We start from the raw sequence: 19,439 nt of genomic DNA on the forward strand, positions 1-19,439 counted from the left end.
GCCGGAACGGCCCCTCACCTCCTTGTCGTGCCGGTCAGCGTGCGGCGGGCGCGCTGCTGGCGCGCCTGGTCAGGGTGGGCGGAAGCAGGGTCGCGGCCGGGACGGGGACGCCGTCGAGCTTGTCCATCAGCAGCTCCACGGCGCGCCCGCCGACCTCCTCGGCGGGGATCGCGACGGACGACAGCGGCGGCTCGGCGTGCTCGGCCATCTCGTCCGGGCACAGCGCGACGACGGACACGTCCTCGGGGACGCGGCGGCCGGCGGCGCGCAGCGCCCGCACGACCGGGCCGACGACCGGCTCGTTGTGGACGAGGACGCCGGTGAACCCGGGACGGTCGGCGAGGAGCCGCGCGACCAGCTCGCGGGCGGCGTCCGCGGTGGCCTCGCAGGGGTGGACGTCCCCGGTCAGGCCGTGCTCGCGGACCGCCTCGGCGAACCCGTCCGCGACGCGCTGGGCGTAGCCGGTCTGCCGCGCGTACACCTCGGGCGGCGAGCCGATCAGCGCGATCTCCCGGTGGCCGAGGCCGGCCAGGTGCTCGACGCAGACGGCGCCGGCGGCGTGGAAGTCGAGGTCGATACAGGTCAGGTCGTCGGCGTCGGCGGGGAAGCCGATGAGCACGCTCGGCCGGTCGAGGGAGCGCAGCAGCGGCAGCCGCGGGTCCTTCATCTGCACGTCCATGACGATCAGCGCGTCGACGAGGGCGCTGTCGGCGACGCGGCGCAGGCCGTCCTCGCCCTCGTCCTGGGTGAGCAGCAGGACGTCGTGGTCGTGGCTCCGGGCGGCGGTGACGACCGACACGGCGAACTGCATGACGACGGGCACCGCGATGCCCGAGCGCAGCGGGATCATCAGCGCGAGCACGTTGGAGCGGCTGCTGGCGAGCGCGCGGGCGCCCGCGTGCGGCCGGTACCCGAGTTCGCGGATGCTCTCCCGGACGCGCCGCCGGGTCTCCTCGGAGATCGAGCGCTTCCCGCTCAGCACGTAGGAGACCGTGCTCGGCGACACTCCCGCGTGCCGCGCCACATCAGTGATCTTGACCACGGACCGTCCCGTCGTCCTCGAAGGGGTGCAGAGTGCGAACGATGCTAGCCGTGCCGGCCCCGGTCGGAGCGCGGGCGCGCGACGGCCGTTCCAGCCCGATCACGGCGACGGCGGCACCGGCGGCCATCGCACCGGCGAGGGCGGTGCCGCGCACACCGGTGACCGGCAGCAGCGCGCCGCCGAGCAGGGCGCCGCCGCCGATGCCGACGTTGAACGCGGCCGACGCCCAGGCCGACGCGATGTCGGTGTCGCCCGGGGCGGACTCCAGCACCCTGGCCTGCATCGCCGTGGCGGCGCCCGGCAGCCCGATCCCCAGCAGGACGAGCATGACGACCGCGGGGATCGCCGCCGTGCCCAGCGTGAACAGGCCGAGCAGGGCGATCGCCAGCACCGCGGCGGACCCGGCGAGCAGGGCGCGCGGGCCGCGGTCCACGACGATGCCGGCGATGACCACCCCGGCGATGTCGGCGACGCCGTTCGCCAGCAGGAGCGGGCTGAGCGCCGAGCCGGGAAAGCCGGTGACGTCGGTCAGGAACTCGGCGATGTAGGTGTAGGCGGTGAAGACCCCGCCGACCGCCAGCATGATCGTGACGATCAGCAGCCGGAAGCGCCGCGCGTCCGGCGCGGACGCCGCGACCGGGGCGGGGCCGCCCGTCCTCCCGCCGGGCAGCAGGGCGCTGATCGCCGCGAACGAGATCAGGCAGAGGACGCCGAGGACCACGAAGGACGCGCGCCAGCCGGCCGCCCGGCCGAGCCAGGTGCCGGCGGGGACGCCGAGGACGATGGCGAGCGACCCGCCCGCGAACACGTAGGAGGCGGCCCTGCCCCGCGACTCCGGCGGCAGCAGGCCGGCCGCCGCGACCACGGCGACCGGCCAGAAGACCGCCTGGGCCAGCGCGGTGACGAGCCGCGCGGCGAACAGGGCGCCGTAGCCGGGGGCGGCCGCGGCGGCGAACGTCATGACGACGAACACGAGCATCACGCCGGTCAGCAGCCGGCGGCGTCCCATCCCGACCGTCATCCGGACGAGCGGGACGGACACGACCGCGACCACGGCCCCGTAGCCGGTGACGAGCAGGCCGACGGCCGAAGCCGAGACGTCCAGGCCGTCCGCGATGAGCGGGAGCAGCCCGATCGGCAGCGTCTCGGTCGTGCCGAAGCAGAACGCGGCCAGGGCCAGCGCCGCCACCGCCATGCCCCCGCGTCCGATCGTCATGACGGTCCGCGGGCGATCGTGTCGCGGTACCAGGAGGCACTGTCCTTCCAGGTGCGGTCACCGGTGGCGTAGTCGACGTGGACGAGGCCGAAGCGCTTGGAGTAGCCGTAGGCCCATTCGAAGTTGTCCAGCAGCGACCAGGCGAAATAGCCGCGGACGTCGGCGCCGGCCACGCACGCCCTTTCGACGGCCGCGATGTGGTCGCGCAGATAGGCGATGCGCCGGTCATCGTGGACGCGGCCACCGTCGTCCAGGACGTCGTCGAACGCGGCACCGTTCTCGGTGACCATCAGTGGAGTGTGCGGGTACTCGCGATGCAGCCGTAGAAGCAGTTCTTCCATGCCGGTCGCATCTATGGGCCAGCCCATCGCCGTGTAGGGGCCGGGCTGTTCGGCGAACTCCACGTTGTCGCAGCCGACGAACGGGGTCGTCGCGCCCTGCCGGTGGCCGTCCGCGTGTGCGCGCGGGGAGACACCATCCCAGTCCCGCACGAGCGTGGGCGAGTAGTAGTTGACGCCCAGCACATCGAGTGGCGCGGCGATGATCTCCTCGTCGCCGTCGCGCAGGAAACCCCAGTCGGTCAGGGACGCCGTGTCCTCCAGAAGGTCGGCGGGATAGCCGTTGCCCAGCATCGGGTCGAGGAACACGCGGTTGGAGACGGCGTCCACCCGCCGGACGGCCTCCGGGTCGCCGCGCAGATGGTGCAGGTTGAGGGTGACCGAGTGCCGGGCGGACGCCGGGACCACGCCGCGCAGCGCCCGGACGCCCAGGCCGTGCGCGAGGTTGAGGTGGTGGGCGGCCGCGAGCGCGGCGGCCGGGTCGGCGCGTCCGGGCGCGTGCACACCGGACGCGTAGCCGAGGAACGCCGAGCACCACGGCTCGTTCAGCGTCGTCCAGGTGTGGACGCGGTCGCCGAGGACGCGGCCGACGCGCTCGGCGTAGTCGGCGAACCGGCGGGCCGTGTCCCGCTCGGGCCAGCCGCCCGCGTCCTCCAGGGCCTGCGGCAGGTCCCAGTGGTAGAGGGTGGCGACCGGGGCGATGCCGTGGTCGAGCAGCTCGTCGACGAGGCGGGAGTAGAAGTCCATGCCCTTCTGGTTGGGCGTCCCGTCCGGGAGGACGCGCGACCAGGAGATGGAGAACCGGTAGGCGCCGATGCCGAGCTCGGCCATCGTCGCGATGTCGTCCTGCCGGCGGTGGTAGTGGTCGGTGGCCACGTCGCCGGTGTCGCCGTTGAGGGTCTTCCCCGGCGTGTGGCTGAACGTGTCCCAGATGGACGGCGCACGGCCGTCCTCCCGGGCCGCGCCCTCGATCTGATAGGCGGCGGTGGCCGCTCCCCATAGGAACCCCTTTGGGAACCCCATCAGTTCTCCTCTTCCAGCGTGATGAGCAGTTCGCCACCGGTCGCCTTGATGAGAACACCGAGCGGATGGTCTGCGACCTCGCCGCCCTCTACCCCGGCCACCCGTGCGTTGACGAGAAGAACGTTCCAGGCCCCCTCTCCTGTCACGCGCACGTTTTCACCGTTTCTCGTTGTGGTGAACGAGGTGTCGCCGATCTGGGTGACCACGGCGCTCCCGTCGGAGGGCTCGTACACGCGCAACGTGACGTCATCCGCATGGTCGTAGTCCGGGCGGTCCTCCACCGCGCCCACCGGGATGACCGCTCCTGGACGGACGAGCAGCGGCACACTGTCGAACCCGTGCCGCTCCCGAACCCAACGGCCGCCTTCAATACGCTCACCCGTGAGGTAGTGCGTCCACACACCCCCCGGCACGTAGTACGAGACGTCACCATCGGACGAGAACACGGGCGCGACGAGCAGATCCTCACCGAGCATGTACTGGCGTTCCAGATGCGTGCAGCCAGGGTCGTCCGGGAACTCGACGACCATCGCCCGCATCATCGGCAGCCCTTCGCCGTACGCCTGGCGGGCGGCGCCCGCCAGGTAGGGCATGAGCCGCATCTTCAGGCGGGTGAACTCCCGCAGAACGTCCACGGACTCTTCGTCGAAGAGCCACGGCACCCGGTAGGAATGGCTGCCGTGCAGCCGGCTGTGCGAGGACAGCAGCCCGAACGCTATCCACCGCTTGAACAGCGCCGGGTCGGGCGTCCCCTCGAAACCGCCGATGTCATGGCTCCAATAGCCGAACCCCGACATCCCCAGGGAGAGGCCGCCGCGAAGGCTCTCCCCCATGGCCTCGAATGTCGATTCGGCGTCACCGCCCCAGTGAACCGGGAAGCGCTGCCCGCCGGTCGTCGCGGACCGGGCGAACACGACCGCGTCGCTCTCACCGCGCTTCTTGCGGAGCAGGTCGAAGACCGTCTGGTTATAGAGATAGGTGTAGTAGTTGTGAGCACGCTCCGGGTCGGAGCCGTCGTGGTAGACGACATCGGTCGGAATGCGCTCGCCAAAGTCGGTCTTGAAGCAGTCGACGCCCATGTCGAGGAGCGCTTCCAGCTTGGCCGCGTACCACTCCCGCGCCTCGGGGTTCGTGAAGTCGACGACCGCCAGGCCGGGCTGCCACTTGTCCCACTGCCACACGTCCCCGTTCGGTCGCTTGAGCAGGTACCCGTGCGCGCGGCCCTCCTCGAACAGCGGGGACCGCTGCCCGATGTACGGGTTGATCCAGACGCAGGTCCGCAGGCCACGGTCGCGAAGCCGGCGCAGCATCCCCTCCGGGTCGGAGAACACGCGCGGGTCCCATTCGAAGTCGCACCACTGGAACTCGCGCATCCAGAAGCAGTCGAAATGGAAGACGCTGAGCGGCAGGTCGCGTGACGCCATCCCCTCGATGAACGAGGTGATGGTCTCCTCGTCGTAGTCGGTGGTGAACGACGTGGAGAGCCACAGCCCGAACGACCAATCCGGCAGCCGCGCGGGGCGCCCGGTGAGCGCCGTGTACTTGCGCAGGATCTCCTTGGGGGAAGGCCCGTAGATGACGAAGTACCGCATCGACTGGCCCTCGACGCTGAACTGCGTCCGGGCCACGGCCTCCGACGCCACCTCGAACGACACGCGCCCCGGATGGTCGACGAACACCCCGTAACCCGCGTTCGTCAGGAAGAACGGCACGTTCTTGTACGCCTGCTCACTGGCCGTCCCGCCGTCGGCATTCCACACGTCCACGGACTGGCCGTTCTTCACCAGCGGCCCGAACCGTTCACCGAGCCCGTAGACGAAATGGTCGACGCCCAGGTCGAGCTGCTCCCGCACATAATGGCGCCCGTCGTCGGTGTCGATGACGGCCTGCGCCTTGGGAGCACTGCCGGTCAGGCGGCGTCCGTCCACAAGGAAGTCGACACCCCACTCCTCACCGCGCCCCACCCGCACCGACAACGCGCCGGACGTCAGCGTCGCCGCGTCGTCGTCCACGGACACGTCCCCGGCCGGGTCGGTGGCCAACTCGAAATGGGGCCCGCGCCGCCGCTCCCCCGCGAAATGGGTGAGGGTGACGCCGATGACGTCCGGCATCGGCGACTCGCACGTCACCGTCACCACCGGCCCCCTGAGAAGGTCGCCGCGATGCCGGATCCGCTGCACGGGCGCGTACACCCGGAACGAGCCGGGCCCGGCGTCGACGTCGAGGACCTCCACCGGATGAAACGCCCGCACACCCTCGCGCATCATCCAGTAGCCGTCACTGAACTTCATTACTTGATGGCTCCTGCGGTCAGTCCGCGCGCGAGTGTGCGCTGGAAGATGAGGAAGAAGACGACGGTCGGAAGGAGGCCGAGCAGCGACGCGGCGCTGGACATGGTGGCGTCCATGAGGCGCTGCCCCTGCAGCACGCCGAGCGCGACCGAGACCGTCTGGTTCTCGTTGGAGATGAGGAAGACCATGGGGATCAGGAACTCGTTCCAGGTCCACACGAAGAAGAAGACGAGCAGCACCGACAGCGTCGGCCGGACGACCGGGACGACCACCCGCCACAGCACTTGCCAGCGGCCCGCGCCGTCAATCCGCGCCGCCTCCAGCAGCGGGCGCGGGAACGCCGACAGCACCGACGACAGCAGGTAGGTGCCGAAGGCCGACTGGATCACCGTGAACACGATGATCACGCTGATCCTGGTGTCGTACAGGCCGACCTGCTTGGACAGGTAGTACAGCGGGTAGACGAGCGCCTCCTGCGGCAGCGTGTTCGCCATCAGCAGCAGGACCAGCACCCACATCCGGCCCTTGATCCGGCCGATGCCGAGCGCGTACGCGTTCAGCACCGACAGCAGGACGGCGAGGACGGCCACGGAACCGCTGATGAACACGCTGTTCAGCAGGACGTTCCCGAAGTCGACCCGCTCCCAGAACTGCCGGACGGCGTCCAGGTCGAAGCCGTCCGGCGGCGACAGCGGCCCCTGCGAGGAGTACTCGTCCGGCGTCTTCAGCGCGTTGAAGACAACGACGACGAACGGGATGAGCATCACTCCGGCGAGTGCGGCCAGCGCCACCAGCACCGCGTAGGCGGACGGCCCGCGGCGGCGCTTGCGGCCGGCCGGGCCCCGGTTCTCACGGGGCGGCGCGCCCGCCTCCGGGGTCACCGTCGCCGTCATGAGGTCTCCAGCTCACGTGCCTGCATGCGCAGGAAGACGATGGTCAGCGCGACGATCACGAGCGTCAGCACGGTCGCGATCGCCGAGCCGTAGCCGACGTCGGACTTCTCGAAGAAGTTGACCCAGGAGTAGTAGGACGGCACGTTCGTCGCCCCCGCCCGGCCCGCCCTTGGTGAGGACGAAGATCTGCGGGAAGGCCTTGAGCGCGGCGATCGTCGTCCACAGCAGGACGACGAAGATCTCCGGGCGAATCTGCGGGACCGTGATGTGCCAGAAGCGGCGGGCCCAGGTGGCGCCGTCGATCTCGGCGGCCTCGTAGAGGGAGGGGTCGACCCCGCTGGAGACCCGACATGAAGATCACCAGCGGGAAGCCGATCTGCATCCAGACCATGACGCCGACGACGGTCCACAGGGCCGTGGCCGGGTCGCCGAGCCAGTCGTGCGCGAGAGAGCCGAGGCCGATCGCGTCCAGCAGCTCGTTGACCGCGCCGTTCTCCGGTGCCAGCAGCCAGCTCCACACCACGCCCGCGATGACGACCGGCAGCACCTGCGGCAGGTAGAGGCAGGCGCGCAGGACGCTCGCGGTGCGCGGCCCGAAGTGCCGGCCGACCAGGTCCGTCAGCGCCGAGGCCAGCACCAGCCCGATCGCCGTCGGGACGATCGCCATCCCGATGATGATGATCGCGTTGTGCCGGAACGACGCCCAGAACTGCCCGTCCTGGACCAGCTCCCGGTAGTTGCCGAGCCCGATCCACGTCGGGCGGCCGACGCCCGTCCACTCGGTGAAGCTGGTGCCGAGGTTCATCAGGAACGGCACGCCGATGACGGCGGTGAAGAGCAGCAGGCCGGGGAGCAGGTACGGCAGGTACGCCAGCTGCTCCCGCGGCCGGCCGCGGCCCGGCCGAGTCACTTCGGCAGGCCGCCGTCGTAGGTCTTCTGGATGCTGCCCAGCACCTCGCCGGGCGGGGTGCCGTTCATGAGCTTCTGCGTCTGCGACACCCAGGCGTCGTAGAAGCCCGCCACCGGCCAGTCCGGGTAGTACGCGAGGCCGCCGGACTTCGTGAGCGCGTCGAAGTCGGCGATGAGCTTCTTGGCCTTCGCGTCGGTGACCGCGGACGCGTCCGCCGCGACCGGGACGCCGCCCGCGTTCGCCAGGGTGTTCTGCGCCTTCTTCTTCATCGTGATGTCGATGAAGTCATAGGCGAGCTCCTTGTTCTCCGAGCCCTTGGGGACGACCCAGAGGTTGCCGCCGGAGCCGAGCGTCATCTTCGCGCCGGGCCACACGGCGGTCTCCCAGTCGAACTTCGCCTCGGAGGCGACCCGGCCGAACCACCAGCTGCCCGAGAACATCATCGGGAACTTGCCGCTCATGAACGCGACGCCCGCGTCCTCGGCCTTGAGGCTGACGGACTTCTTGGCGATGTACCCCTTCTTCACCCAGTCGGCGAAGGTGGTCGCCCCGTACGTCCAGGCGGCGTCGTTGAAGTTCGTCTTGCCGGTGTAGCGCTGGAAGGCGTCCACCCAGGTCTGGTCGGCCTTGTCGAGGGCGAGCTGGTAGACGAACTGGTGCGCCATGTACTCGGCGCCCGCGTTGGTCAGCGGCGTGACGCCCTTCGCGACGAACTCGTCCATCGCGGCCGTGAGCTCGGCGAACGTCGTCGGGATCTCGACGCCGTGCTTCTTGAACAGGTCCTTGTTGTAGTAGACCTGCACGTACTCGGCGTAGTTCGGCACGCCGAACCACTTGTCGCCGCCCATCGTGCCCTTGGCGTCGTACTTGGCGGTGACCTGGACGTTCGGACTGATCAGCTTGTCCCAGCCGCGCTTGGTCACCTCGGAGGTGAGATCGGTGAGCAGGCCCTGCTTGGACAGCATGCCGGCGGTGGCGTTGCCCTTGTTGTACTCCATGACGTCGGGGGCGTCCTTGGAGTTCAGGACCATCGGGGCGGTCTTCTGGATCTGCTCGAAGCCCTTCTCCTCGAACGTCACCTTCACGCCCGGGTGGGTGGCCTCGAACTCCTTGATGGCCTCGTTCCAGGCCTTGCCCATGGCGCTTTCCGGGGCCTCGTAGTGCCAGAGCTTCAGCTCCTTGCCGCCCGAGCCGTCGCCGCCGCCGTCGCCGCCGCACGCCGTGAGCGACAGCGCCGCCGCGGCAAGGGCGGCGAGCACCGCCGCGCTCCTGCCTGCCTTGATCATGGGTCTTCCTCCGGGGTGGGACCGAGTGCCTGTCGAAGCGCTTCGATTGCCGGGATCGTAAGCCCCGGATCGGCCGCGAGACAATAGGTCCGGCCGCATCAATTCGAGCGTGACCCTTTTGACCTGCGACGACGAGCTGGGAGCGCTCCCATTGCGGGAGGTCAGCCGCGGCACTCCGCGCCGTTCAGCGTGAACCGCGACGGGGACCCGTTGTCTCCGTCCTGGCTGCCGAGGAACCCGAACTCCGCGGTCCCGTCCGGCGGGATCGACCGGTTCCAGTCCGCCGCCGTCACGGTGACGGACGCGTCGTCCTGCTCCTGGGAGCCGTTCCAGATCTGGGTGATGGCCTGCCCGTCCGGGAACGCGAAGCCGAGCTTCCAGCCGTCGATCGCGGTGTCGCCGACGTTCGTGATCCGCACGGTCGCCTTGAAGCCGTCCGGCCACGACCCGTCGACCCGGTACGCCACCGAGCACGCGACCGCCGCCGCCGTCTCCGTGGGCGAGGCGGTGTCCGGGGGCGGCGCCGCCGCCCCTCCGTCGTCGGACGATCCGGGCGCCAGGGCGGCGAGCAGGAGCGCGACCACCGCGGCCGCCCCCACCGCGCCGCCGGCGATGACCAGCGGCTTGCGCGTCGAGGTCCCGGCCGCGCCGTGCTCGTCGGCCGCGCCCCCGCCTCCGCCTTCGCCCCGGGCCGGAGGCGGGGGCGCGGGCGGCTCCGCCTCTTCGCCGGCAGGGTCCGCGCCACCGGGCTCGTCCTCCCCGTCCAGCGGCTCTTCCGGTGGAGCGGGGTCGTCCAGGACGCGGGTCGGGGCCTCGGGCGGGGGCGCCGCCGCCTGCTCCGCGGACTCGTCCGCGCCGCCGGGCGGGAGGTGCGCGAGCTGGACCCCGGCACTGCCGGCCAGCCGCCGGGCGGCCTCCGCCGCGGTGGGACGGGCGCCGGCGTCCGGCGACAGGCACTCCCGGCAGAGGTCGGCGACCTCGTCCGGGGTGTCCTTCCTGAAGGTGGACGCGGGGGTGGGCGGGGCACCGGTCAGGCACTCGTGCAGGACGACGCCCAGCGAGTAGATGTCGGCCGCCGCCGTCGGCGCCGTACCGGTCAGCAGTTCGGGGGCGACGTAGGCGGGCGTGCCCATGATCTGGCCGTCGGGCGAGCCCGTGAAGGCGATGCCGAAGTCCAGGACCTTCACGCCGACGGGGGTGAGGAAGACGTTCGCGGGCTTGATGTCGCGGTGGACGATGCCGGCGGCGTGGGCGGCGGCCAGGGCGTCGGCGACGCGGGCGCAGGTCCCGGCCGCCTCGCGCCAGGGAAGCGGGCCGCGGGACAGCCGCGTCGCCAGGGTCTCCCCGTCCAGCAGCTCCATGACCACGTAGGGGATGTGGCCCTGCCAGCCCACCGGCCCGGCGTCGTGCTCGCCGTAGTCGTAGACGCCGGTGATGTTCGGGTGGGTGAGCGCCGCGGCGGCCTGCGCCTCCTGGCGCAGCCGCCGGGTGAACTCCGCGGGCCGGCCCTCCATCGGCACCTTGACCGCGACGGCGCGGTCGAGGACGAGGTCGACCGCGCGCCAGACGGTCGCCATGCCTCCGGCGCCGAGGGGCCGTTCCAGTCGGTAGCGCTCCCCGAGGCGGTCGCCCGAGGCGACGATGTCCGGCATGGGGCGAAGCCTATGCCGGTTCAGGGCACGAGGTACCGGGTGTCTCGAACGTCGGTGATCGCCATGTGGCCGGGGGCGTGCCCGATGGCGAGCTTCGGGCGGGACGCCATCACGGCCGCCTGCGGGGTGACGCCGCACGCCCAGAACACCGGGATCTCGTCCACCCGCACGTCGACCGGGTCGCCGAAGTCGGGGGCCGACAGGTCGTCGATGCCGAGCTCGACGGGGTCGCCGACGTGCACGGGCGCGCCGTGGACCGACGGGTACCGGGCCGTCACCCGCACGGCGTCGGCCACCTGCGCGGCCGGGACCGGGCGCATCGAGACGACCAGCGGGCCGCCGAAGTCGCCGGCGCGGCGGCACATCCGGTTCGTCCGGTACATCGGGACGTTGCGGTTCTGCTCGATGTGCCGGACGGGGACGCCGGCCTCCTGGAGGGCGTCCTCGAAGGTGAAGCTGCACCCGATCAGGAACGCGACCAGGTCGCTGCGCCAGAAGCCGGTCACGTCGGCCACCTCGGCGACGGGTTCGCCGTGCTCGTAGACGACGTAGCCGGGCAGGTCGGTGCGCAGGTCGCCGGCGAACAGCGAGGCGGAGACCTCGCCGGGCTCGGTGACGTCCAGGACGGGGCACGGCTTCGGGTTGCGCTGCGCGAACAGCAGCAGGTCGTAGGCCTGTTCCCGGGGGACGGCGATGAGGTTCGCCTGCGTCCAGCCCGCGCACCATCCCGAGGTGGGCACGCGCAGGCCCTCCCGGAACAGCGCCCTGGCCTGGTCGGGCGACAGCGCGGCCGGGTCGAGGGGGGCGGTCATGGTCTCTCCTTTCCGAGGGGCGGCGCGGGCTGCGGGAGGAAGCGGAGCCGCTGCCCGGGGCGGGCCTGGGCGGCGCGCCCGACGTCGGCGCGGGCGACCACCGCGATCACGGGGTACCCGCCGGTCAGCGGATGGTCGGCGAGGAACAGCACCGGCAGGCCGGACGGCGGGACCTGCAGCGCTCCGGTGACCGTCCCCTCGCTGGGCAGTTCGCCGCGGCCGGCGTGGGCAAGGCCGGGTCCGTCCAGCCGCATCCCTACCCGGTCGATCTCGCTGGTCACCGTGAACGGGGCGGTGAAGAGGACGTCCAGCGCGCCGGGGGCGAACCAGTCGGCGCGCGGTCCGGGCATCGCGCGCAGTTCGAGGTCCCCGGTGGGCGGCGGGCGGACGGGCAGGACGTCCAGGAGCGGCGCGGCGGCGGGCGGCGGGCCGACCGGGAGGAGGTCGCCGGGTTTGAGGGGCGCGGGGCCGAGCCCGGCGAGCGTGTCGGCGGAGCGGGACCCGAGGACGGGCGGGACGGCGATCCCGCCGCGGACGGCGAGGTAGCTGCGCAGCCCGGCGGGCGGTGCGCCCATCCGCAGTTCGGCGCCGTCCGGGACGTGGAGGATCGCGTAGGGCGCCTCGGGGCGGCCGTCCACCAGGAGCGGGGCGGGTGCGCCGGTGACGGCGGCGAACACCCCGCCGCGGCAGCGGACGCGCAGGCCGCCGAACGTGACCTCGATCGCGGCGTCGCCCTCGGGGTTGCCGAGCAGCCGGTTGGCGAGGCGGAGCGAGCCCGGGTCCGCGGCGCCCGACACCCCCACGCCGAGCGCCGCGCGACCCGGGCGGCCCAGGTCCTGGACTGTAGCCAGCGGCCCTGTCGCGACAACGTCCAGCCCTCGCTTCATGGTTCCCGCTGGACGAAGCGGACCCGGACCCCCGGGCGCAGGAGGGCGGGCGGCTCGCGGTCGAGGTCCCAGAGGACGGCCTCCGTGCGTCCTATGAGCCGCCACCCGCCCGGGGACTCGACGGGGTAGACGCCGCTGAAGCGCCCGGCCAGCCCGACCGCGCCGGCCGGGACGCGGACGCGCGGGGTGGCGCGGCGCGGGACGTCCAGCCGCGGGTCCCCGCCCTCCAGGTAGCCGAAGCCGGGCGCGAAGCCGGTGAAGGCCACCCGCCACGGCGTCCCGGTGTGCGCGGCGACGACCCCGGCCGGGGTGAGGCCGGTGAGGCGGGCGACCTCGCCGAGGTCCTCGCCGTCGTAGACGACGGGGATCTCGGCGGTACCGGCGGCGCCGTCCGCCGTCCCGGGCCGGGTCGCGCGCACCGTGGCGGCGACCGCGGCCGGGTCGGCGGACGGGTCGAGAAGCAGGGTCAGGGTGCGGGCCGCCGGGACCATGTCGGCGACGCCTTGGGGCGGGGCCGCCGACAGCGCCGCGTACAGGCCGAGCATCGCCGGCAGGTCCGGCAGTTCGACCAGGATCGCCGCGTCGCCGCTCGGGAGGATCCGCACCCGTCCCTCACCTCCACAGGTCGTCGAGCCCGGACAGGCTGTTCCAGCCCAGGTAGAGGGAGAGCAGCCAGGCGGCGGCGCCGAGGACGAGCAGCCAGACCGGGTACCGGTAGCCGCCGAGCAGGTCGCGGCGGCGGCCCGCCGCCCACAGCAGCACGGCCAGCCCGAACGGCAGGATCAGGCCGTTCAGCGCGCCCGCGAGGATGAGCAGCTTGGCCGGGGTCGTGCCGATCGCGAGGTAGATGGAGGCCGAGACGAGGATGAACGCCACGACCAGATGGTTGCGGTGCTTCTCGACGAACGACGAGAAGGACACGAGGAACGACACCGAGGTGTAGGACGCGCCGATCACCGAGGTGATCGCCGCCGACCACATGATCAGGCCGAAGAGGCGCAGCCCGGCCTCCCCCGCCGCGTGCTCGAAGGCGGACGCGGGCGCGTTCTCCTTGGCCAGCGTGACGCCGCCGGCGACGACGCCGAGGACGGCGAGGAAGAGCAGCACCCGCATCAGGCCGGTCACGAGGATGCCGGTGACGGCGCTGCGGTTGATCTCCCGGACGTTCTCCCTGCCGGTGAGCCCCGACTCGATCATGCGGTGCGCGCCGGCGTAGGTGATGTAGCCGCCGACCGTCCCGCCGATCAGGGTGGTGATGACGAGGAAGTCGACCGTCTCCGGCGCGACGCTCTGCCTCAGCGCGTCGCCGAGGGGCGGATCGGACACGAACGCCACGTACAGGGTGAGCAGGATCATCAGGGCGCCGAGCACGACCACGATGCGGTCCATCGCGACGCCGGCCCGCCGGATCAGGAAGATCGCGATGGCGGTGATCGCGGAGATCGCGCCGCCGATCTTGACGTCCAGGCCGAGCAGCGCGTTCAGCCCGAGCGCGGTGCCGGCGATGTTGCCGATGTTGAAGACCAGGCCGCCGAACACGTCCAGCGCGGCGAGGCCGTAGCCGGCGCCGGGCAGCACCCGGTTGCCGAGTTCCTGCGCGCGCATGCCGGAGACGCCGACGACGCGCCACACGTTCAACTGGATCGCGATGTCCACCAGCACGGACACGACGATCGCGAACGCGAAGGCCGCGCCGAGCTGCGCGGTGAACACGGTGGTCTGGGTGATGAAGCCGGGGCCGATGGCGCTGGTGGCCATCAGGAACATCGCGCCGAGGAGGGCGGCGCGGCGCGAGGGGGTGGCCGGGGCGGGGGTCTTGTCCAGGGTGGTCCGGTCCGTCATGGGCTGGGCCCCTTCCAGGGGGTGAGCTTTCCGACAGCGTAGAGATTGTTCAACAATCCGGCAATCCCCTTGTTGAGGTATTTACGTCCCGATGGGATACGCTGGCGGGGCACACCCGTCCGCGGCGGCGCTCCGCCGCGCTCTCCGGAAGGACGCCGATGACGGTGCGGGAGCCGTGGCTCGACGAGATCGCGGCCGCGCGGCACGGCCTGGACCGGTCGAGCACCGCCGCCCGCGTCGCCGACCTGCTCCGCGCCCAGATCACCGACGGCCGGCTCGTCCCCGGGACGCGGCTGCCCGACAAGGAACTGGCGAAGGCCATGGACGTCTCGCGCAACACGATGCGCGAGGCGTTCCAGATGCTCGTCAAAGAGCGGCTGCTCGTGCACGAGTTCAACCGCGGCACGTTCGTGCGTCGCGTCCCCGCCGACGACCTCGCCGACCTCTACCGCGTCCGGCGCCTCCTGGAGTGCGAGGCCGTGCGCGACGCGGCGGACGGCGCCCCGGCCGCGCTCGGCCGGGTGGAGGCCGCCGTGCTGGAGGGCGAGCGCGCCTCCGCGGCCGGGAACTGGAAGGACGTCGGGACGGCCGACATCCTGTTCCACAAGGCGATCGTCGCGCTGATGGACAGCCCCCGGGCCTACGAGGTGATCGAGCATCTGCTGGCCGAGATGCGCCTCGTCTTCCACGAGATGGGCTCGCCGCGCGAGTTCCACGAGCCGTACCTCGCCCGCAACCGGCGCCTGTACGACCTGATGGCCCGGGGCGACTTCGCGGAGGCGGAGCGGGAGTTGCGCTCCTACCTGGACGACGCGGAGGAACAGCTCACGAAGGCGTACCGCGAGAAGGCGTGACCGCGCCCACGTCCGGTGGGGGTCACGGGGCGTAGTTCATGACGTGGTCGTGGAGGAGCTGCGGGGCCCGCGGGTCCTCGCGGCGGAACGCCTCGATCAGCTCGGCGTGCTCGGCCGACTTGGAGTAGATCTCCGTGTGGTGCAGGCGGAGGGACAGGGTCGTCCACAGCTCGATGCCGAGGCCCTCCCAGACCGACACCAGCAGCCGGTTCCCGGCCGACTCGACGATCTCGCGGTGGAAGGCGATGCTGAGCCGCATCTGCTCGTGCAGGTCACCGCCCCCGGCGGCCTCACCGAGCCGGCGGTTGTGCTCCTCCAGCGCGTCCAGGCAGCCGGCGAGGCGGGGCAGCGCCAGCTCCACCGCGGTCCGCTCCAGCCCGGCGCGGACCGGGAAGATCTCCGCGAGGTCCCGCTCGGTGAAGTCGCGGACGCGGGCGCCCCGGTTCGGCAGCGTCTCGATCAGCCGCTGCGCCTCCAGCTGGCGCAGCGCCTCCCGGACGGGCCCCTGGCTCACACCCAGCTCGCTCGCGATGCGCCGCTCGACGATGCGCTCGCCCGGCTCCCACCGCCCCGAGCTGATGCCCTCGACGATGAACTCGCGGATCTGGTCGGCGAGTCCGGTGCGGAGGAGCTGGGCGGGGATCGGCGCGTTCACGAGATGACATGGTAGACGGCGCGTCGTTAAGTGCGCCGTTGCGGGCCCCCGGCACGGCGCCCTCTGCCACGTCCACCGCCGCGGGAGGAGGTAAGTGACCCTTGACAGACGGCGAGGTAGAATCGGATATGATCGATCATAGATCAATGATGATCGGGAGCGTCGTGGCGATCCTACGGCGCTGCCCCGGACAGAGGGAAGATCGCCGATGGCTGAGACCGTCCAGGCCGCTCCGGCGCGGAGCCGGAGCGCGCGCGGCACCAAGGCTCCCCGCCCGAAGAGCGCCGCGGGATCGCCGAAGGCGCCCGACGCCGCCACCCTCGTCGGCTACTACCGGCAGATGCTGCTGATCAGGCGGTTCGAGGAGCGGGCCGCCCGCGCCTACACCGAGGCCAAGATCGGCGGCTACTGCCACCTGAACCTCGGCGAGGAGGCGACGGTCGTCGGGCTGATGGCCGCGCTGCGGCCCACCGACTATCTGTTCACCAACTATCGCGAGCATGGTTACGCCCTCGCGAAGGGCATCGGCGCGGACCGCGTCATGGCCGAGCTGTACGGGCGCTCGACCGGCGTCTCCAAGGGCTGGGGCGGGTCGATGCACCTGTTCGACGCCGAGGCGCGGCTGCTCGGCGGGTACGGGATCGTCGGCGGCCAGGTGCCGCTCGCGGCCGGCGCCGCGCTCGCCGTGTCCTACAAGGGCGGCGACGAGGTCGTCATGTGCCACATGGGCGACGGGACGACCGCCATCGGCGCGTTCCACGAGTCGCTGAACATCGCCGGCCTCTGGGACCTCCCGGTCGTCTTCGTCGTGATCAACAACGGCCTCGGCATGGGCACCACCGTGGAGAACAGCTCCGCCGAGCCCGAGCTGTACCGGCGCGGCGCCGCGTACCGGATGGAGAGCGCCCGGGTGGACGGCACCGACGTCGTCGCGGTGCGGGACGCCGCGCGCACCGCCGTCGAGCGCGCCCGGTCGCAGAGCAAGCCGTACCTGCTGGAGACCGTCAGCCCCCGGCTGAAGGGCCACTCGGTCGTCGACCCGGCCCGCTACCGGTCCAAGGAGGAGAAGGAGGCGCTGAAGGCCGCCGACCCGCTGGCCCGGATGGCGCTGGAGCTGGAGGAGGCCGGGATCCTCTCCCACGACGACCGCGACACGCTGGACGCCGAGGTGACGGCCGAGGTCGACGCCGCCGCCGCGTTCGCCGACGACAGCCCGGCCCCCGAGGTCTCCACGCTGTTCGACTACACCTATGCCACCCCGGTCCCGGGCGAGCTGCGCCGGCTCCCCGCCGACCCCGTCTTCGGTTCCTGAGAGGCACCCCCATGGCAACCGCGACCTACCGCCAGGCCCTCCGGGACACGCTCCGCGCCGAGATGCTCCGCGACGAGAACGTCTTCCTGATGGGCGAGGAGATCGGGCTCTTCGAGGGCTCGTACAAGATCACCGAGGGGCTGCTGAAGGAGTTCGGCCCCCGCCGCGTCAAGGACACCCCGATCGCCGAGGAGGGCTTCGTCGGCGCCGCGATCGGCGCCGCCATGCTCGGCCTGCGCCCCGTCGTGGAGATCATGACGATCAACTTCTCGCTGCTGGCGCTGGACCAGATCGTCAACCACGCCGCGAAGATCTACGGGATGTTCGGCGGGCAGGCCAGCGTGCCGATGGTGATCCGCACGCCGGGCGGCGGCGGGCAGCAGCTCGGCGCCACCCACTCGCAGAACGTGGAGCTGTTCTACTCGTTCATCCCGGGACTGAAGGTCGTCGCGCCGAGCACGCCCGCCGAGGCGTCCGCGATGCTGAAGGCCGCGATCCGGGACGACGACCCGGTGCTGTTCCTGGAGAACCTCGCGCTCTACAACACCAAGGGCGAGCTGCCCGCCGCGGTCGAGGACATCGAGCCCGCCGAGATCGGCCGCGCCGCCGTCACCCGTCCCGGCACCGACATCACGATCATCGGCTACTCGCGGATGGCACGGGTCGCCGCGGACGTCGCCGAGACCCTCGCCGCGGAGGGGATCTCCGCCGAGGTCGTCGACCTGCGCAGCCTGCGCCCGCTCGACCGGCGGACCATCGTGGACTCGGTCCGCAGGACCGGCTCCGCCGTGGTGGCCGAGGACGACTGGCTCACCTACGGCATCGGCGCCGAGATCGCCGCGACCATCCAGGAGGGCGCGTTCGACTGGCTGGACGCCCCGGTCCGCCGGGTCGCGATGGCCGAGGTGCCGCTCCCCTACGCCAAGTCCCTGGAGACGGCGGCGCTGCCGTCCGCCGACTCCCTGCTCACCGCCGTCCGCGCCACGCTCCGCGCGACCGGCCGCCAGATCCTGGAGCCGACCCCATGACCGAGATCCTCATGCCCCGCCTCTCCGACACGATGGAGGAGGGCGTCATCAGCTCCTGGCAGAAGCAGCCGGGGGACGAGGTCGCGGTCGGCGACGTCATCGTCGACATCGAGACCGACAAGGCCGTCATGGAGTACGAGGCGTACGAGGCCGGCGTGCTCGAGAAGATCCTGGTGAAGGAGGGCGACTCGGCCGCGATCGGCGCCCCCATCGCGGTGATCGCCCCCGTCGGCGGCGCCAAGCCCGCCGCCGCTTCTGCACCGGCCGCCGAACCGGCCGCCGAGGCGGAACCGGAGCCCGCGCCCGCCGCCGAACCCGAGCCCTCCGCGGTTCCCGCGGCACCCGCGCCGGCGCCGCGGCCTCCGGGCGCGTCGCGTCCGCCGTCGTCGCCGCTGGCGCGCCGGCTGGCCCGCGACCACGGCATCGACCTGGCGACGCTGACCGGATCCGGACCGGGCGGGCGCATCGTCCGCGCCGACATCGAGGCCGCGATCCGCACCGGAGCCCCGGCTCCGGCTCCCGCCGCTCCGGCGCCGGCCGTACAGGCCCCGCCGGTCCAGGGCAGGGCCGACGACCCGGACGTCGAGGCCGTCCCGCTGAACCGGTTCCGAAAGGTGGCGGCCAAGCGGCTCGGCCAGAGCAAGCGCGAGGCGCCGCACTTCTACCTGAACCGCGAGGTGGACGCCGAAGCCCTGCTGGCGTTCCGCGCCACCCTGAACGAGGCGCTCGCCCCGGCGAAGGTCAGCGTGAACGACCTGGTCGTGAAGGCGGCGGCGACCGCGCTGCGCGAGCACCCGGCGGTGAACGTCTCCTACACCGAGGAGAACCTCCTCTTCCACAAGCGGATCCACGTGGGCGTGGCGGTGGCGGTCGAGGACGGCCTGGTCGTCCCGGTCGTCAGGGACGCCGACCGCAAGAGCGTCTCGGAGATCGGCCGGGAGGCCCGCGAGCTGGCCGGGAAGGCCCGCGAGGGCAGGCTGTCCGCGCAGGAGATGAGCGGCGGGACGTTCAGCGTCAGCAACCTCGGCATGTTCGGCGTCGACTCGTTCTCCGCGGTGATCAACCCGCCGGAGGCGGCGATCCTCGCCGTCGGCGCGGTCCGGGACGAGCCGGTGGTCCGCGACGGCCAGGTCGTGCCGGGCAAGCGCATGGCGGTGACCCTGTCGGTCGACCACCGCGCCACGGACGGCGCGACCGCCGCGAAGTTCCTCGCCCGCCTCGCCGAGCTGCTCCAGAACCCGCTGCTCATCGTGGCCTGACGACCAGAGCATCACCCGTCCCCGCCGGCGGTCGGCCGGCGGGGACGCAGATCGCCGGTCCCGGGTTCGCCGATGTCCGTATCCGGCCAAAGGGCGGAAGCGACCAATCACTTTCGGGCGGGCGCGCGAAGTATCCGCG

Annotated in this window: 17 protein-coding genes; 4 read left to right on the forward strand and 13 right to left on the reverse strand. The window is 72.1% G+C overall.

Annotated elements, in window-relative coordinates:
- Nucleotides 1–34: 34 nt before the first annotated feature.
- The 12 genes from K8Z49_RS13290 to K8Z49_RS13345 all read right to left on the reverse strand — a co-directional run bounded on the left by K8Z49_RS13290 (nt 35) and on the right by K8Z49_RS13345 (nt 14,192).
- The gene (locus tag K8Z49_RS13290) at nt 35–1,042 is read right to left on the reverse strand and encodes a LacI family DNA-binding transcriptional regulator (RefSeq protein ID WP_412519002.1); all 1,008 of its coding nucleotides are present in this window, start codon (nt 1,040–1,042) and stop codon (nt 35–37) included.
- Complete coding sequence (locus tag K8Z49_RS13295; RefSeq protein WP_250356734.1) at nt 1,026–2,258, reverse strand: MFS transporter; 1,233 nt, start codon at nt 2,256–2,258, stop codon at nt 1,026–1,028. The genes K8Z49_RS13290 and K8Z49_RS13295 overlap by 17 nt, the downstream gene beginning before the upstream one ends.
- Nucleotides 2,255–3,619, reverse strand: coding sequence for a GH1 family beta-glucosidase (locus K8Z49_RS13300; protein ID WP_412519004.1), 1,365 nt, complete (start codon nt 3,617–3,619; stop codon nt 2,255–2,257). The genes K8Z49_RS13295 and K8Z49_RS13300 overlap by 4 nt, the downstream gene beginning before the upstream one ends.
- Nucleotides 3,619–5,910, reverse strand: coding sequence for an alpha-xylosidase (yicI, locus tag K8Z49_RS13305; RefSeq protein ID WP_075020266.1), 2,292 nt, complete (start codon nt 5,908–5,910; stop codon nt 3,619–3,621). Before yicI ends, K8Z49_RS13300 begins: the two co-directional genes overlap by 1 nt.
- Nucleotides 5,910–6,803: a carbohydrate ABC transporter permease gene (locus K8Z49_RS13310; protein ID WP_083597357.1), complete on the reverse strand. Its 894-nt coding sequence runs from the start codon at nt 6,801–6,803 to the stop codon at nt 5,910–5,912. Before K8Z49_RS13310 ends, yicI begins: the two co-directional genes overlap by 1 nt.
- A 12-nt stretch (nt 6,804–6,815) precedes the next feature.
- Nucleotides 6,816–7,106, reverse strand: coding sequence for a hypothetical protein (locus K8Z49_RS13315; protein WP_412521050.1), 291 nt, complete (start codon nt 7,104–7,106; stop codon nt 6,816–6,818).
- Nucleotides 7,107–7,709: 603 nt separating this feature from the next.
- A complete protein-coding gene (locus K8Z49_RS13320) occupies nt 7,710–8,999 on the reverse strand; it encodes an ABC transporter substrate-binding protein (protein ID WP_075020264.1) in 1,290 nt (429 codons plus the stop codon).
- 161 nt (nt 9,000–9,160) lie between these two features.
- On the reverse strand, nt 9,161–10,651 hold the full coding sequence (locus tag K8Z49_RS13325) for a protein kinase domain-containing protein (RefSeq protein ID WP_412519007.1): 1,491 nt from the start codon (nt 10,649–10,651) through the stop codon (nt 9,161–9,163).
- A 20-nt stretch (nt 10,652–10,671) separates the two neighbouring features.
- Nucleotides 10,672–11,463 carry a putative hydro-lyase gene (locus K8Z49_RS13330; protein WP_021598765.1) on the reverse strand — a complete coding sequence of 264 codons (792 nt, stop codon included), beginning with the start codon at nt 11,461–11,463 and terminating at the stop codon, nt 10,672–10,674.
- Entirely contained in the window at nt 11,460–12,350 is an 891-nt protein-coding gene (locus K8Z49_RS13335) for a biotin-dependent carboxyltransferase family protein (RefSeq protein ID WP_075020261.1), read from the reverse strand. Before K8Z49_RS13335 ends, K8Z49_RS13330 begins: the two co-directional genes overlap by 4 nt.
- Entirely contained in the window at nt 12,347–12,955 is a 609-nt protein-coding gene (locus K8Z49_RS13340) for a 5-oxoprolinase subunit B family protein (protein WP_075020260.1), read from the reverse strand. Before K8Z49_RS13340 ends, K8Z49_RS13335 begins: the two co-directional genes overlap by 4 nt.
- Before the next feature lie 7 nt (nt 12,956–12,962).
- Nucleotides 12,963–14,192 (reverse strand): NRAMP family divalent metal transporter, encoded by a 1,230-nt coding sequence (locus K8Z49_RS13345; RefSeq protein ID WP_021598762.1) that lies wholly within the window; start codon nt 14,190–14,192, stop codon nt 12,963–12,965.
- 158 nt (nt 14,193–14,350) lie between these two features.
- Here K8Z49_RS13345 and K8Z49_RS13350 point away from each other — a divergent pair, with 158 nt between their 5' ends.
- Nucleotides 14,351–15,046, forward strand: coding sequence for a GntR family transcriptional regulator (locus tag K8Z49_RS13350; RefSeq protein WP_021598761.1), 696 nt, complete (start codon nt 14,351–14,353; stop codon nt 15,044–15,046).
- Nucleotides 15,047–15,068: 22 nt separating this feature from the next.
- Here K8Z49_RS13350 and K8Z49_RS13355 read toward each other — a convergent pair whose 3' ends face one another.
- A complete protein-coding gene (locus K8Z49_RS13355) occupies nt 15,069–15,701 on the reverse strand; it encodes a GntR family transcriptional regulator (protein WP_021598760.1) in 633 nt (210 codons plus the stop codon).
- A gap of 208 nt (nt 15,702–15,909) precedes the next feature.
- Here K8Z49_RS13355 and pdhA point away from each other — a divergent pair, with 208 nt between their 5' ends.
- The 3 genes from pdhA to K8Z49_RS13370 are packed head-to-tail and all read left to right on the forward strand — an operon-like array spanning nt 15,910 to nt 19,300.
- The gene (gene pdhA / locus K8Z49_RS13360) at nt 15,910–17,013 is read left to right on the forward strand and encodes a pyruvate dehydrogenase (acetyl-transferring) E1 component subunit alpha (protein ID WP_021598759.1); all 1,104 of its coding nucleotides are present in this window, start codon (nt 15,910–15,912) and stop codon (nt 17,011–17,013) included.
- Nucleotides 17,014–17,024: 11 nt separating this feature from the next.
- Nucleotides 17,025–18,041 carry an alpha-ketoacid dehydrogenase subunit beta gene (locus K8Z49_RS13365; protein WP_412519009.1) on the forward strand — a complete coding sequence of 339 codons (1,017 nt, stop codon included), beginning with the start codon at nt 17,025–17,027 and terminating at the stop codon, nt 18,039–18,041.
- Nucleotides 18,038–19,300: a dihydrolipoamide acetyltransferase family protein gene (locus K8Z49_RS13370; RefSeq protein ID WP_412519011.1), complete on the forward strand. Its 1,263-nt coding sequence runs from the start codon at nt 18,038–18,040 to the stop codon at nt 19,298–19,300. Before K8Z49_RS13365 ends, K8Z49_RS13370 begins: the two co-directional genes overlap by 4 nt.
- Nucleotides 19,301–19,439 lie beyond the last annotated feature (139 nt).

It is taken from the genome of Actinomadura madurae, from assembly GCF_047130825.1.
GTDB lineage: Bacteria > Actinomycetota > Actinomycetes > Streptosporangiales > Streptosporangiaceae > Spirillospora > Spirillospora madurae.

Bases quoted from the DNA above. Each gene is read 5' to 3' on its own strand.
- K8Z49_RS13295 (WP_250356734.1), bottom strand. From the start codon at position 2,258: ATGACGATCGGACGCGGGGGCATGGCGGTGGCGGCGCTGGCCCTGGCC.
- K8Z49_RS13300 (WP_412519004.1), bottom strand. From the start codon at position 3,619: ATGGGGTTCCCAAAGGGGTTCCTATGGGGAGCGGCCACCGCCGCCTAT.
- yicI (WP_075020266.1), bottom strand. From the start codon at position 5,910: ATGAAGTTCAGTGACGGCTACTGGATGATGCGCGAGGGTGTGCGGGCG.
- K8Z49_RS13310 (WP_083597357.1), bottom strand. From the start codon at position 6,803: ATGACGGCGACGGTGACCCCGGAGGCGGGCGCGCCGCCCCGTGAGAAC.
- K8Z49_RS13320 (WP_075020264.1), bottom strand. From the start codon at position 8,999: ATGATCAAGGCAGGCAGGAGCGCGGCGGTGCTCGCCGCCCTTGCCGCG.
- K8Z49_RS13325 (WP_412519007.1), bottom strand. From the start codon at position 10,651: ATGCCGGACATCGTCGCCTCGGGCGACCGCCTCGGGGAGCGCTACCGA.
- K8Z49_RS13330 (WP_021598765.1), bottom strand. From the start codon at position 11,463: ATGACCGCCCCCCTCGACCCGGCCGCGCTGTCGCCCGACCAGGCCAGG.
- K8Z49_RS13335 (WP_075020261.1), bottom strand. From the start codon at position 12,350: ATGAAGCGAGGGCTGGACGTTGTCGCGACAGGGCCGCTGGCTACAGTC.
- K8Z49_RS13345 (WP_021598762.1), bottom strand. From the start codon at position 14,192: ATGACGGACCGGACCACCCTGGACAAGACCCCCGCCCCGGCCACCCCC.
- K8Z49_RS13350 (WP_021598761.1), top strand. From the start codon at position 14,351: ATGACGGTGCGGGAGCCGTGGCTCGACGAGATCGCGGCCGCGCGGCAC.
- pdhA (WP_021598759.1), top strand. From the start codon at position 15,910: ATGGCTGAGACCGTCCAGGCCGCTCCGGCGCGGAGCCGGAGCGCGCGC.
- K8Z49_RS13365 (WP_412519009.1), top strand. From the start codon at position 17,025: ATGGCAACCGCGACCTACCGCCAGGCCCTCCGGGACACGCTCCGCGCC.
- K8Z49_RS13370 (WP_412519011.1), top strand. From the start codon at position 18,038: ATGACCGAGATCCTCATGCCCCGCCTCTCCGACACGATGGAGGAGGGC.